At 72.7% G+C, this 13,105-nt stretch carries 12 protein-coding genes; 5 read left to right on the top strand and 7 right to left on the bottom strand.

The features are described 5' to 3' along the window. Nucleotides 1–7: 7 nt before the first annotated feature. Complete coding sequence (locus ACH4FX_RS38680; protein WP_398486186.1) at nucleotides 8–1,378, top strand: GNAT family N-acetyltransferase; 1,371 nt, start codon at nucleotides 8–10, stop codon at nucleotides 1,376–1,378. A 67-nt stretch (nucleotides 1,379–1,445) separates the two neighbouring features. On the opposite strand, the gene ACH4FX_RS38675 is transcribed toward ACH4FX_RS38680, so the two are convergent. Both ACH4FX_RS38675 and ACH4FX_RS38670 read right to left on the bottom strand, forming a co-directional pair. Next, complete coding sequence (locus tag ACH4FX_RS38675) at nucleotides 1,446–2,276, bottom strand: class I SAM-dependent methyltransferase (protein ID WP_398486185.1); 831 nt, start codon at nucleotides 2,274–2,276, stop codon at nucleotides 1,446–1,448. 161 nt (nucleotides 2,277–2,437) lie between these two features. Beyond that, nucleotides 2,438–2,935 (bottom strand): rhodanese-like domain-containing protein, encoded by a 498-nt coding sequence (locus ACH4FX_RS38670; protein ID WP_398486184.1) that lies wholly within the window; start codon nucleotides 2,933–2,935, stop codon nucleotides 2,438–2,440. A 95-nt stretch (nucleotides 2,936–3,030) separates the two neighbouring features. Between ACH4FX_RS38670 and ACH4FX_RS38665 the strand changes: the two genes are divergently transcribed. Further along, on the top strand, nucleotides 3,031–3,477 hold the full coding sequence (locus ACH4FX_RS38665) for an Lrp/AsnC family transcriptional regulator (protein ID WP_398486183.1): 447 nt from the start codon (nucleotides 3,031–3,033) through the stop codon (nucleotides 3,475–3,477). A gap of 18 nt (nucleotides 3,478–3,495) precedes the next feature. Here ACH4FX_RS38665 and ACH4FX_RS38660 read toward each other — a convergent pair whose 3' ends face one another. The 4 genes from ACH4FX_RS38660 to ACH4FX_RS38645 all read right to left on the bottom strand — a co-directional run bounded on the left by ACH4FX_RS38660 (nucleotide 3,496) and on the right by ACH4FX_RS38645 (nucleotide 8,607). Beyond that, complete coding sequence (locus ACH4FX_RS38660) at nucleotides 3,496–6,687, bottom strand: AAA family ATPase (RefSeq protein WP_398486182.1); 3,192 nt, start codon at nucleotides 6,685–6,687, stop codon at nucleotides 3,496–3,498. Then, entirely contained in the window at nucleotides 6,684–7,850 is a 1,167-nt protein-coding gene (locus ACH4FX_RS38655) for an exonuclease SbcCD subunit D (protein WP_398486181.1), read from the bottom strand. The genes ACH4FX_RS38660 and ACH4FX_RS38655 overlap by 4 nt, the downstream gene beginning before the upstream one ends. 304 nt (nucleotides 7,851–8,154) lie before the next feature. Further along, on the bottom strand, nucleotides 8,155–8,292 hold the full coding sequence (locus ACH4FX_RS38650) for a lasso RiPP family leader peptide-containing protein (protein WP_398486180.1): 138 nt from the start codon (nucleotides 8,290–8,292) through the stop codon (nucleotides 8,155–8,157). A 129-nt stretch (nucleotides 8,293–8,421) separates the two neighbouring features. Further along, nucleotides 8,422–8,607, bottom strand: coding sequence for a hypothetical protein (locus ACH4FX_RS38645; protein ID WP_398486179.1), 186 nt, complete (start codon nucleotides 8,605–8,607; stop codon nucleotides 8,422–8,424). Here ACH4FX_RS38645 and ACH4FX_RS38640 point away from each other — a divergent pair. Continuing rightward, complete coding sequence (locus tag ACH4FX_RS38640; RefSeq protein ID WP_398486178.1) at nucleotides 8,606–9,367, top strand: hypothetical protein; 762 nt, start codon at nucleotides 8,606–8,608, stop codon at nucleotides 9,365–9,367. The genes ACH4FX_RS38645 and ACH4FX_RS38640 overlap by 2 nt on opposite strands. Before the next feature lie 87 nt (nucleotides 9,368–9,454). Here ACH4FX_RS38640 and ACH4FX_RS38635 read toward each other — a convergent pair whose 3' ends face one another. Then, nucleotides 9,455–10,348, bottom strand: a complete 894-nt coding sequence (locus tag ACH4FX_RS38635; RefSeq protein ID WP_398486177.1) for a hypothetical protein — start codon at nucleotides 10,346–10,348, stop codon at nucleotides 9,455–9,457. A 332-nt stretch (nucleotides 10,349–10,680) separates the two neighbouring features. On the opposite strand from ACH4FX_RS38635, the gene ACH4FX_RS38630 reads away from it, so the two are divergent. Both ACH4FX_RS38630 and ACH4FX_RS38625 read left to right on the top strand, forming a co-directional pair. Next, nucleotides 10,681–11,976 carry a hypothetical protein gene (locus ACH4FX_RS38630; protein ID WP_398486176.1) on the top strand — a complete coding sequence of 432 codons (1,296 nt, stop codon included), beginning with the start codon at nucleotides 10,681–10,683 and terminating at the stop codon, nucleotides 11,974–11,976. A 175-nt stretch (nucleotides 11,977–12,151) separates the two neighbouring features. Further along, a protein-coding gene (locus ACH4FX_RS38625; RefSeq protein WP_398486175.1) for an IS5 family transposase occupies nucleotides 12,152–12,996 on the top strand; the annotation gives its coding sequence in 2 pieces (ribosomal slippage) (nucleotides 12,152–12,482 and nucleotides 12,482–12,996; 846 coding nt in all). The last annotated feature ends 109 nt before the right edge of the window (nucleotides 12,997–13,105 follow it).

Genomic DNA, 13,105 nt, shown 5'->3' with positions numbered 1-13,105 from the left:
TGGCGGCGTGTTCCTCTTCTCCGGCGATCCGCTCCGGCCCGGCCGCACCGATCCGGAGTTCGGCCGGGAAGCCGGTGCGGTACGGGCCATCGGCGCGCCCAGTGCGGTCGTCGACCATGAGGCGCTGGTCGCCGGGGACGCGGCACGGGCGGTGGCGCGGGTGCCGCGCGGGGCCGGGCCGGCGTGGTACCGCGGCTGGATGCTGCCGGCCGGACGGTACGCCGCGCTCGCCGCGGCCCTCGACGAGCGCGGCTGCCGGCTGCTGACCGCGCCGCAGAGCTACCGCGCCGCCCATGAACTCCCGGGCTGGTACGCACTGTTCGCCCACCTCACCCCGTACAGCCGATGGCTGCCGTGCGCGCCGGGCGAGCCGCCCGGCGCGGCGGAGCTGGCCCGGCTGGCCGGTCCGCTGGGCGGCGGGCCCGTCATGGTCAAGGACTGGGTGAAGTCCCGCAAGCACGAGTGGGAGGAGGCGGCCTACGTTCCGGACGCGTCCGACGCCGCGCGCCTGGCCTCGGTGGTCGGCCGCTTCGTGGCGCTTCAGGAGGAGTTCCTGACCGGCGGGGTGGTGCTGCGCGCGTTCGAGTCGTACGGGACGGCGGGCGAGGCGCGGGTGTGGTGGGTGGACGGCGAGCCGGTGCTGGTCGGCGCGCATCCGGACACGCCGGAGCGGTGCCCGGTGCCTGATCTGTCGGAGGTCGCCCCCGTCGTACGGGCGGCGCTGCGGAAACTGGGCTGCCGGTTCATCACCACCGACCTGGCGCTGCGCGCGGACGGGGTGTGGCGGGTGGTCGAGGTGGGCGACGGGCAGGTCAGCGGGCTGCCCGCGGGCGCGGACACCGGCACCCTGATCGAGGCGCTGGCCACGGCCGGCGCGGGCTACCCGCTCGCCCTGGCGGCGGGCCGGGTGGTGCTGCGTCCCGTCCTGCCGACCGCGGCGGCGCGGCTGGCGGCCGGCGACGGCCGCGACGACCGCCCCGGCGGGCCGGTGTGGGCGGGCGGCCGGCCACCGGAGTCCACCGCCGCCTGCGCCGGGACCGTCGCGGGGGCCGCGCACCGCCCCGGCTGGGGCCTGTTCACGATCGTCCGGGCCGACGACGGTACGGCCGTGGGCTCCATCTGCTTCCACGGCCCGCCGGACGGCGAGGGCGCGGTCGAGATCGGCTACGCGCTCTGCCCCGCGGCGCGCGGCGCGGGCTGGGCCACCGAGGCGACGCGCCTGCTCGCCGACTGGGCGTCCGGCCGGCCCGAGGTCCGTACGGTGCGGGCGGTGACCGAGCCGGTGAACGTGCCGTCGCAGCGGGTGCTGGAGCGGGCCGGGTTCGTGCGGTCCGGTGACCGGTACGGGCTGCGGGAGTACGTCTTCGCGGGGGCCTGATGCCTCCTCCAGGGCCTGCCCCCGGTCCTGGAGGGCAGGTCCTGGGCGCGAGGCCCGGGCCCCCGGATCACTTCTCGGCGGTATGGATTTCGTACCGCCAGAATGCGCGGTGCCGCCAGAATTCGACGGCGGACATGGAATTCACGGCGTGCCGCCGCAGTCCCGCCGCCCGGAACGCGGCGTAGGGCAGCCCCCCGATGACCGCGAAGCACCGGAGCATCGGCCACATGCTGCGGGAAATGTCCTCGACCCGCAGCACGGAGAATCCGGTCTCCGCGGTCAGGCGTTCCAGCGTGCCGTAGACGAAGCGCTGGAACGACGGCATCGCGGCCCAGTCGTTCAGCTGCCGGAAGATGTCGGCCGCCGGCCCGGGCATCCGGGTCGGCACTTCCCTGGCGTACTCGAACATGACGAGCCGGCCGCCCGGTTTCAGTACGCGGTGGAACTCCCGCAGCGCGGCCTCGGCCTCCGCGGCGTGCACCAGGGTCTCCATCGTGTAGACGGCGTCGAAGCTCTCGTCGGGGAAATCCAGTACCGCGTAATTCCCGTGTGAAAAGGTGAGCAGGTGATCGAGGCCGCGGCGGCGGGCCCGGCGGCCGGCCTCCGCGACGTGCGCGGTGACCAGGTCCACACCGTGGACGCGCAGACCGAAACGGCCTGCCAGGCGGGCTGCCACATCACCCACACCGCACCCGGCGTCCAGCACCCGCGCGCCCGACGGCTGCGCCAGCCGCTCCCCCAGGGCGTCCTCCATGCGCCGCAGCGCCTTCGGCCAGTTCCACGGGGAGTCGTGTGCGCGGTAGTAGCCGAAATGCTTGGTGCCGTGCAGGAAAAGGCGATAACCGATCCGTGACCCGGGCTGCCGGTAATACCGGACGACTTCGCGTTCGTTGTTCACATCCGGCACCATGCCAGCGGGAACGGGACCCGCACACCGCTTCGGCGCCGGAACCCCCCTTCCGGGTTGCCGACTTCACCCGTGATCCATTCCGCGCGCGACCGGTTTCCCACCGGTCCGGGGTTGACCGGGTATCCGGCCGCCGAGCTCGCGGGCCCGTTTCAGCAGCCGCAGTCCGCCTCGCCCACGGGTGCGGTGAGCGGGTCGGGCGCGCCCTGTCGCCGTCCCTGCGCGGTCTGCACCGCATGCCCCTCACGTATCCAGTACTCGATCCCGCCGAGCATTTCCTTGACCTGATAGCCCCGCTCCGCCAGGGCCGCCGCGGCACGGGTGGCGCCGTCGCAGCCGGGGCCCCAGCAGTGGACGACGACGGGGACGGCCGGGTCCAGGAGCTCGGCGGCGCGGTGCGGGATGTCCGCCGTCGCCAGGTGCCGCGCCTCCGGAATGTGTCCCTGTTCCCAGGATTCGGTGCTGCGGACGTCGACGAGGACGAAACCGGGATCGCCGCCCCCGGTGAAGGCGGCGTGCACGTCGGCGGCGTCGGTGTGGAAGGCGAGCCGGGCCGCGAAGTAGGCGGCGGCCTCGGCGGGAGCGGCCGGCGGTGTCCGGAGGACCGGGGAGACGGCGGGCCGGGGAGCGGGGAGGACCTGTGCTGTCATGCCGATGAATCTACGGAGCACGGCACGGCGCCGAGAAGCGATGATCAGCGGCAGAACCCTTGATCGGCCGGGGATTCCACTGCTACACACCTCCCATGACCGATTATTCCCCCGACGCCACCGACTGGCGCATCCTCGACGTCCTGCAGCGCAACGGCCGCGCGGGCTACGCCGAGCTGGCCCGCGCCGTGAACATGTCCGCGAGCGCGGTCACCGAGCGCGTCCGGCGCCTGGAGGAGGCCGGGGTGATATCCGGGTACGCGGCGGTGATCGAACCGGCGGCCATCGGGCTGGGGGTGCTGGCGTTCGTCCGGCTGCGCTACCCGAACGGCAACTACAAGCCGTTCCACGACCTGCTGGACTCCACGCCCGAGATCCTGGAGGCGCACCACGTCACGGGCGACGACTGCTTCGTCCTGAAGGTCGCCGCCCGTTCGATGAAGCACCTGGAAGAGGTGTCGGGCCGGGTGGGGGCGCTGGGGTCGGTGACGACCAGCGTCGTGTACTCCTCACCGCTCCCCCGGCGCCCGATCAGCCCCTGAGAGGCCCACGCCACCGCGTCAGTCCTGCACCCGGTGGCGCACGGACGACCCGGCCCGGTCCTTGACGACCTCCAGCTGGGCCGGGATGCGCTGCCGGAGGTCCGCGACGTGGCTGACGATGCCGACGCTGCGGTCCCGCTCGCGCAGCGAGTCCAGTACGTCCAGCACCTCGTCCAGTGTCTGTTCGTCCAGGCTGCCGAAGCCCTCGTCGATGAAGAGGGTGTCCAGGCGGGTGCCGCCCGCCTCGTCGGTGACGACGTCGGCGAGCCCGAGTGCCAGCGCCAGCGACGCGAAGAACGTCTCGCCGCCGGAGAGGCTGGCGGTGTCCCGCTCGTGGCCGGTCCAGGCGTCGATGACGTGCAGCCCCAGGCCGGAGCGGCGGGCGCCGCCGGCCCGTTCGTCGGAGTGCACGAGCGTGTAGCGGCCGGAGGACATCCGGTGCAGGCGCGCGCTGGCCGCTGCCGCGACCTGTTCGAGCCGGGCGGCGAGGACGTACGACTCCAGGCGCATCCGCCGTTCGTTCTCCGCCGAGGTACCGGCGGCGAGCGCGGCGAGGCGGGCGATGCGCTCGTACTCGATGCGCAGCGGGGCCAGCCGGCGGGCGTCGGTGTGAGCCTGCGCGCCGAGCCGGTCCAGTTCGGCGCAGCGTTCCTCGGCGGCGGCGCAGACGGCGCTCGCGGTGCGCAGCCTGCGGCCGGCCGCGTCCAGCTCGGCGCGGGCCCGGTCCGGCTCGGCGGGCGGGAGTTTTGCTGCCGCGACCGCCTCCGGGTCGGCCAACTCGGCTTGCACGGCGGCCGATTCGGCCTGGTAGCGGTCCAGGCGCTGTTGCAGGGCGCGCCAGTCGGCGTCACTCAGCAACGCGGCGGACGCGGCCTGCGGGGTGTCGAACCCGGCACGGTAGGCGGCGTCGGACAGCTGGGCGTCGGCCTCCTTGAGCCGTTCGGCACAGGATTCGGCGGTACGGGCCGCGGTCGCCGCTTCGGCCAGCAGCGCGACCTGCCGCTCCAGTCGCCGAGCCCGCTCGGCGACGCTGGCACAACCATCACGCGCCTCCGCCAACTCCGCTTCGATCGCGGCGAGTTCGCGGTCCAGCGCCTCACGGTGGGAGGTGCGTGCGGCGGCTCGGCGCTCGGCCTCCTGCTGTCCGTCCCGGCGCCGCTCGTACTCCCGCTCGGCACGGGACAGTGCCTCCCGGGCGGCGTGCAGACCGGCGCCCGCAGCCCGCTCACGCGCATAGGCCTCGTGCAACTCGTCGGCCGCGCGGGCGAGTTCGGCGACGGCGGCGTCCCCGGCCGTAGCGGTCGCGGCGGCCAGCTCCTCCTTGCGGGACTGGCGGACGCGCTCCGCTTCCTGACGCACGGACTCGGCCTGCCGGTAGGCGTCCAGCGCCGCTTCCTCGGCCGCACGGTCCACGTGTCCGGCTGTGGTGCGGGCCGGGGCGGGGTGCTCCGTGGACCCGCACACCGCGCACGCGGCACCGTCCGCCAGGCCGGCGGCCAGTTCGGCGGCGATGCCGCGCAGACGGCGGTCCTTGAGGTCGAGCCAGTGCTCGTGGGCCGCCGCCGAAAGCTCCCGGGTACGCAGCACCTCCTCGTCGGCGGCCCGCACCTCGTCCGCGAGCCGGTCGCGCAGCCGCGCGGCGTCCAGGCGCTGCCGGGCCGGGTCGAGCTGCGCGTGGAGCTGTTCGGCCCGGGCGGCGGCCTCCTGCGCGGCCTCGATGCGCCGCTGGTGTTCCTGGTGCGTCGGCTCCCAGTCCGCGAGCCAGGCGGCGGCGTCCAGCAGCGTCTGCTCGTCGGCGCGCGCTTCGCGGTCGATGCCGGCGCGTTCCCGCTGGATTTCGACGGCCCGGCCTTCCGCCCGGCGGGCCGCGGCCAGCGAGCCGAGGTCCTGCCGCAGTTCGCGTTCGAGGGCGGCGAGCCGTTCGGCGTCCGCGCCGGCGAGGTCCGGCGGCAGCTGGGACCGGCCGCGCCGCTCGGCCTCCTGCGCCGTCTCGTGCTCGCGCCAGGCGGCGTCGCGCAGGGCCAGCGCCGGGGCGACCTCGGAGGCCGCGCGGGCGCGGGCCAGCCGCTCCCGGGCGCGGTCGCGTTCGCCGGTCTGTGCCGCCAGTTCGGCAGCGCGCCGCCGGGCCTCGGCGTACCGGCGCTGGAGACGGTCCCGCTCGCGCTCCTCGTCCGCCCGCGCGCGGGCCGCGGCCTCCGCATGTTCGGCAGAGCGTACGGCGAGCCGGGCGATCTCGTACCGCTCCCGCGCGTTGGAACGCGCCACGGCTGCCCGTATCAGTACGGCCTCGGCGAAGCCCGGCTCTCCGGGGCCCGGCGCCTCGGCCGCCGGCGCGCCGGCCGCCCGCCCGTACTGCCCCGGTACGACCGCGGTCGCGGTGGCAGTGGCCGCTCCACGCGCCGTGCTCGCGCCGGAACGCTGCGCCGCCCGGCCCGTACCGCCACGGCGGCCGGACCCGGCAGCCGCCTCGGGGGTGCGGCCCGGCGCGGGGACCACGGGATCACCGAGGTCGGCCGACTCCCCCGCCGCCTGGTCCATGCGGTGGGCGAGGGCCAGCAGCCGGTCGTCACCGGCGGTGACCCGGTCGGCGGCGGCCTTGCGGCGGGTGGTGAGCTGTTCTTCGAGGGCGGCGAACCGGCGGGTGTCGAAGAGCCGCCCGAGCAGCCGGGCGCGGGCCTCGGCGTCGGCGCGCAGAAAGCGGGCGAAGTCCCCCTGCGGCAACAGGACGACCTGGCAGAACTGCTCCTTGCTCATGCCGAGGAGCTGGCCGATCTCCTCGCCGATCTCCTGGTGGGACCGGCTCAGCGCCTTCCAGTGCCCGCGTCCGTCCGCGCCGTCGCCGCCGGTCACGTACTCGCGCAGCCGGCTCTGCGCCTTCTCCCGGGTCGTGCCGGTCCCCCGCTTCTTCGGACGGAGCTGCTCCGGCAGCCGGGTGATCTCCAACCGCCGCCCGCCCACGGTCAGTTCGAGCACCACCTCGGTGGGTGTCAGCGGGTCGGCGAGATCGCTGCGCAGCGCCTGGCCGCTCTGCCGGGTGCCCGGTACGGACCCGTACAGCGCGAAGCAGACGGCGTCCAGGACGGAGGTCTTGCCCGCGCCGGTCGGCCCGTGGAGCAGGAACAGACCGGCCCGCGAGAGCCGGTCGAAGTCGATGGTCTGGGTCCGGCCGAACGGCCCGAAGGCCGTGACCGTGAGCCGGTGCAGTCTCACCGTGCCACCTCCCGCAACACGTCGTCGGCCCGCACCTCGTCGAGCGCGGAGCGCAGCACGGCCCGCTCCGCGGCGTCCACGGCGCGGCCGGGCCGTACGTGCTCGACGAAATCCTCGGCGATCTCCTGGTCGCTGCGCCCGCGCAGCCGCTGCGCGTACGAGGCGGACGAGCGGGCGGCGGCCTCCTCCGGTTCGAAGGCGAGGCTGAGGATGTGCGGGAACCGTCCGGCGAGCCGGGCCATCGGCTCGTGCGGGCGGGCGGTGTCGGTCAGCGTCGCCTCCACCCAGGCCTCCTCGTGCCCGGCCAGCGCCGGGTCCTCCAGGAGGTCGGCCAGCTTGCCGCGGATACGGGCCAGCGGCCGGGGCACCGGGCAGTCCAGGCGCTCGGCCCGTACCGTGCCCGCGGCGTCCAGGTCGATGAGCCACATGGACTTGCGGTGCCGCTCCTCGGAGAAGGAGTAGGCGAGCGGCGAGCCGGAGTAGCGGACCCGGTCGGTGATCGTCTGGCAGCCGTGCAGGTGCCCGAGGGCCGCGTAGTCGACGCCGTCGAAGACCGACGCGGGGACGGACTCGACACCGCCGACCGTGATGTCGCGCTCACTGTCGCTGGGCGCGCCGCCGGTGACGAAGGCGTGCGCGAGCACCACCGACCGGGTGCCCGCCGGGCGGGCGGCCAGGTCCGCGCGCACCCGGTCCATGGCCGCGCCCAGCACCTGTGCGTGGTCGGCCCGCCGGGCGCCGAACTCCTCCTTGACCAGGGCCGGTTCCAGGTACGGCAGGCCGTACAGGGCGACCTCGCCGTGCTCGTCGCGCAGCACGACCGGCGTGTCGCAGGCCGCCGGGTCGGTCCGCAGGTGGATGCCGGCCTGCCGCATCAGCCCGGAGCCGACACCGAGCCGGCGGGCGGAGTCGTGGTTGCCGGAGATCATGACGGTGGGCACACCCAGGGCGGCGAGGCGGTGCAGCGCGTCGTCGAAGAGTTCCACGGCGGCGAGCGGCGGTACGGCCCGGTCGTAGACGTCGCCCGCGACGAGCACCGCGTCGACCCGCTCCGTGCGGACCGTCGCAATGAGGTGATCAAGGAAGGCGCGCTGGGCGCCGAGCAGGTTCACCCGGTGGAAGGAGCGGCCGAGGTGCCAGTCGGAGGTGTGCAGAAATCTCACAGCACCGCTCCGACCTGCATCGCCTGTCCTTCCTCGGGCACCGACTCAGCACCGAGCCGGCACGAACCCATGCATCAGCACGGACGACTTTAGTCTCTGCCGGCACCCCGTCCCTCACCGACCTCGTCTTCTCGCTCCGGCGTCAGGCGTCAGGCGCCCGTAGAGGTCAGCCGTGATCCAGGTCACGACGTGACCGGGCCCACGCGAGACCTTCAGGAGGGGCAGCCCTCCGGTGGTCGGGCTGCTTGCGAGGAAGTGCCGCAATGAGCGTGCGCCGGAAGCGGGCCTTCCGGAGCTGACGGCGTTACCGGAGACCGATGCCGAAGGTCCCTGCGAGCGAGTCCTGCCGAGGGCCGATGGACCCGAGCGTCAATGCGGCGAAATCGCCGACTTCGGCGAGTTCGGGGGCCTCGTAGTCGGCCTCTTCCATGGTGTCCTGCATCGACCAAGCTCCATCCTTGGACAGCGGGTGGTGAGGATCTGCCCGCCGAGGTGCAGATCCAGACTCATCCCTTGGAGTGGCCGAGTGGCGCGCAGGTGCGGGTCTGCTTGGGCAGATGCCCGGCCGCCCTCACTTGCCCTGTTCCATCAGGGCCTTGACCTTCTTCAGATATTCCGGCGAGTCCCGCTCCACCTGTTCGCTCTTTGACTTCTCCTTGACCGTTGTTTGCCGGTAGCGTCCCGTTCCGTTCGTGCTCCCGATCGCCATCCGCTCGCCGGCTTCCCATGGGCCGTTGTACGTCACCGGAGGATGCATGCCCCGCCGTATCGCCGCCATACTGACCTCGTGCACGCTGGGTCTCGGCGCCCTCGCCTCGGGCGCGGCCGTCGCCATCGCGGCTCCGTCAACCCCCGCCGCCGACGCGCCGACGCTCCGCGCGGCGATCGACGCCCGTGCCGCGGCCGTGGACCGGTGCAGCTACCAGGTGGTCCGCTCCGACGATTCCCGCTACACCTACTCCGTGAGCGGTGTCGTCGCCGGCAGCACCCGCGAACTGCCGCTCCAGAAGGAGGACTTCGTGCGGTTCTCCGACGGCTGGCACAAGGTCGCCCAGGTCGACGCGTGCGCGGGCGGACAGGGCCCGGCTCCCGCCACGCTCCGCGTCACCGGCAAGCTGGAGCACCCGGAACACTACGAGCCGTCCGTGCCGCGGACGATCCACAGCGATGCCGTCAGGCCCGCTCCCTCCTCGGTGATCCCGAAGGCGCCGGCGCTGGCGTCCGTCGACCGGCTCGACGCGGCCACCGTCCGCGTCACCTGGGAGCCCCCGCAGGGCAGCCCGGACCAGGTTCTCCTGATGGAGCGCAAGCCCTTCTACAGCAGCGAGATCGGCCTGTGGCACCCCTACACGTTCCAGCGGGACGCTCCGGCCGGCGCGACCTCGATGGACCGCAAGCTGGAGCGTGACCCCGGCATTCCCCCGGCGGTCCGGTCGCACGCGTACTGGATGCGCGTGCTCAAGGGCGGCTTCGTCAGCGATCTGCGGGCCGAGAAGCCGACCACCGTGGAGCCGTAACCGCCTGCCGGCGCGGGGCACGCCACTGAGCCGCCGAGGACACCGGCCCGCGAGCCGGTGCCCTCGGCGGACGTCGCTTCCAGGATCTCAGGATCGCGCCGTGCCCTGCTGACCCTGCTGCGCCTGCCGTACCGCCTTGTCCGTGATGTCCACGGTGTCCTTGGCGGGCGGCGCGGTGACGTTCACGTCCGTACCGAAGTCGCCGAACTTGATCGTGGTGCTGACGGTGGTCCGCGCACCCGTCTCGCCCTGACGGCCGGTCCTGGGCTTGACCTCGACCTTCTCCTGGCGGAGCCGGCCCTGCCCGTCCAGCCAGATGTCGAGCGGCAGCCGGTCGCCGAGCTGGTCCCGGAGCCGCTTCGCCTGCCGGGTGTTGTCCTTGGCCAGCTCCGCCACGTCCACCGACACCTTGTAGTGCGTGGTGGACGTGCCGTCGACGGTCTCGGTGCCGACCTTCTTGACGTCCTTGTCGCTGATGCCCTTGGTGTAGTTGAAGGAGGCCGTCGGGTCCTCGTACTGCGTGCTCGCGCCGGACCGCTCCAGCAGCTTCTTCAGGTCCACCTTCAGCCACGACTTGCCCTGCGGCAGCTGCTTGCGCTGGGCCGCGGGCGGCTGCTGGTAGAGGATGCCGTCCACCAGGCGCTGGTGCACCTGCTGGTTGCCCGTCTGCAACACCAGATCGCTGCTGCCCTTGGCCAGGTCCACCACACCCGACCCGCGGACCTCGGCGTTCGTCCCGCCGCTGCGGACCTTGGTGAGGAGCGTCATCTTGGCGGTGCGGGCGCCCGTGGTCTTCTGGTGCGCCGCCCGTACCGCCTGCGGGCCGTCCGCCGCCCCGCCCTGCGTGGCCGGGGCACCGGCGTCCGGGGACTTGCCCGAGGCCTTGCCGTCCGTACCACCACAGCCGGCGACGGCGGCCAGGGACAGCGCCCCGACTGCCGCCACCGCCCAGAAACGCGGAGGTGTGCTCGCTGTTCTCACTGTGACCTCCTGGTCGCAGAAGCTCTACGGACCGGCGGCACCGGATGGGCGGCCGCCGCGCGTCACAGGGGTCCGGGTGCCCCGCGGTACGGGGAGGGACACGGGGGAGAGTCCGCCGTTCTCCGACGGAACGTGGCCGGGGTGCGCGTGTGCCGGTGGTGCCGTGTGCGGCAGCAGCGACACGATGGGCGTCATCGCGTTTCCCTGCCGTTCACCGTTCACCCGTAATTCAGCCGCGCCCCGCGTGGCCTGAACGCAGTCGAACACCTCTTCCGCAATTGACGGCACCACATGCCGCAGGCAGCCTGGCGTGCATCCGAAGCAACGACGGAATGGGGACGCGAGTGACCGTCAATGGCAATGGCCGGTCCGCCGACGAGCCGTACGTCATCACCGGCCGGGGGAAAGAAGCCGCCCCCGAGAACGCCTTCTCCTTGTTCGCCGACATCAACTACAACGTGGGAGGGCCGCGCACCAAAATCCTCGTCATCCCGGTCAACGGCACGGCGAACAACTTCAGCGACTACGGCTTCGACCAGAGCGACGACGGTGTGAGCAGCGTCGTCAACAACACCGACCGGGACACCATCCTCTTCACCCGGACCAATCAGGGCGGCTCGCAGTTGCCCGTCCCCGCCCGCTCCTCGTTCGCCGACCTGACCCGGTTACCGCTGTCCGGGAGTTCCACGAGCACCTGGAACGACCAGGCCCAGTCCGCGCTCGCCTTCAACAAGCCGGTGCCGCTCCCGGTGTTCACCGCCCCCCGGCCCAGCGCGCAGACCCAGGACCGCCGGCAGGCCGTCCGGGGGAACGCGGCCCCCGACGTGCAGCAGGTCCTGCTGTACGAAGGGACCAAGCTGCTGGGGACCTGCCCGGTCAAGGACAGCACGTGGGAGTACGCCCCGGACACCGACTGGCCGCTCGGCCAGCACGACCTCTCCGCCATCGCCGTGCGCGACGACGTGCAGTCCGGCAAGGCGCCGCTGCGCTTCTACGTCACCCTGCCGACGCCCGTGGTGGACATCAGGTCGCCGAAGGAGGGCGGCGAGGTGGACAGCGCCGCCACCGTCGACGGCGTCGCGTTCAACGCCGACACGGTGACGCTCACCGAGGGCGGCACTCAGCTCGGCTCCGTCAAGGTGACCGCCGACCTGTGGAGTTTCGCCCGCGAAGGCGGCTGGCCGCACGGGAAGCACAGCGTGACGGCGACGGCCGTCCGCGGCGGCCAGGAATCCGAGCCGGACACCGTCGCTTTCACGGCGGCCGACAAGAACCTGAAGGTCGAGTACACCTTCAACTCGTCGTGGCAGGACTGGCAGAGCCACAAGTACATCTACTCCTACGACGTCACCCTGTACGCCGGGGAAACCGACGTGAAGCACTGGAATGCCGGTTTCGGCCAGCTGCCGGACGGCTCAGTCCTTGCTCCGGAATTCGAGGCCAGTTTCTGGGGGCTCATCGTCAATGACGGCTCGGACGGAAACGTGGTTCTCGGTTCGCCTCCCGAGGGCGTCCACATCGTCCCGGCCAAGGGAAGGCTGACCATTCGCGTACTGGTACTCGTCCCGACACAGGACGCGGCGTACCAGAAGCTCTACGGCCTTTTCGCGAAGTCACTGACGGAATAGCCGCCGAGGCACGCACACGAAAATCGCGGGGTCCCGGACGCCATGGTCCGGGACCCCGCGCATTCCGACGGAAAACGGCCCTTGCGGACCCGGGGCGGCTGTGGGTCGAGGTCTGCCGGAGGCGGCCGACGCCTCTAGGCCGTTTCCTTCAGATCATCGGATCGTTGGTTGATGTGTGTCGTTGACTGACGCCCAATGGGCACGCATCGAGCCGTTGCTGCCGGATCGGACGCCGAAGCGGGGTGGGCGGTGGCGGGATCACCGCCAGGTGATCGACGCGATCGCGTACAAATACCGCACCGGCACTCCGTGGATGGATCTGCCCGAGCACTTCGGGTCGTGGAAGGGCGCCCACAACCGGCTGCGGAAGTGGGCCGCCGACGGCACCTGGGAGAAGGTCTTCACCGCCTTGCTCGCGCAGGCCGACGCCGAAGGCGACCTCGGCTGGGTGGTCGCGGTCGACTCCACGATCGTGCGGGCTCATCAGCACGCCGCCGGGGCCCGTCAAAGGGGGCCCCGGCCGGCGAGCCGGCCGACCATGCCCTCGGACGGTCCCGCGGAGGGCTGACCACGAAGATCCACCTCGCCGCAGACGGCCGCTGCCGGCCGCTCACTTTCGTCATCACACCCGGCCAGGCCGGTGACGCACCGGCGTTCACGCAGGTCATGGCTCGGTTAAGGGTGCCCCGGCGGGTCGGCCGTCCGCGGGTCAGACCGGAGGCGGTCCTGGCCGACAAGGCCTACTCATCCCGGGCGATCCGCCATCACCTGCGGCAGCGCGGGGTCCGGGCGGTGATCCCGCAGCCCGCCGACCAGGCCGCCAATCGCAAACGGCTCGGCCGGCTTGGCGGCCGTCCGCCGGCCTTCGACCGTGTCGCCTACAAGCAGCGGAACACCGTCGAACGCTGCATCAACAAGCTCAAGCAGTGGCGCGGCCTGGCCACCCGATACGACAAGACCGCCACCATCTACCTCGCCGGACTCCACCTCGCCGCCATCTTCATCTGGTCGGCGAGATGATCCGAAGGAAAGGCCCTAGTAGTGCTTCGTTAGCTCTGCCGATCGTGGCTGACCAGGAGCATGCTGGCAGGTATGAGGCTCGGGGAGGTGGAACGGCTCCGGGGCGAGT

It is taken from the genome of Streptomyces sp. NPDC018019 (assembly GCF_044327805.1).
Classification (GTDB): Bacteria; Actinomycetota; Actinomycetes; order Streptomycetales; family Streptomycetaceae; genus Streptomyces.
The sequence above is the reverse complement of the archived record's forward strand: the minus strand, read 5'-3'. Positions and strand labels throughout refer to the sequence as shown.

What these genes read in the sequence shown, in the direction of transcription:
- ACH4FX_RS38645 (WP_398486179.1), bottom strand. Translation starts at nt 8,607, where the DNA reads ATGCATCCTCCGGTGACGTACAACGGCCCATGGGAAGCCGGCGAGCGG.
- ACH4FX_RS38630 (WP_398486176.1), top strand. Translation starts at nt 10,681, where the DNA reads ATGGGGACGCGAGTGACCGTCAATGGCAATGGCCGGTCCGCCGACGAG.
- ACH4FX_RS38670 (WP_398486184.1), bottom strand. Translation starts at nt 2,935, where the DNA reads ATGACAGCACAGGTCCTCCCCGCTCCCCGGCCCGCCGTCTCCCCGGTC.
- ACH4FX_RS38640 (WP_398486178.1), top strand. Translation starts at nt 8,606, where the DNA reads ATGCCCCGCCGTATCGCCGCCATACTGACCTCGTGCACGCTGGGTCTC.
- ACH4FX_RS38665 (WP_398486183.1), top strand. Translation starts at nt 3,031, where the DNA reads ATGACCGATTATTCCCCCGACGCCACCGACTGGCGCATCCTCGACGTC.
- ACH4FX_RS38650 (WP_398486180.1), bottom strand. Translation starts at nt 8,292, where the DNA reads ATGCAGGACACCATGGAAGAGGCCGACTACGAGGCCCCCGAACTCGCC.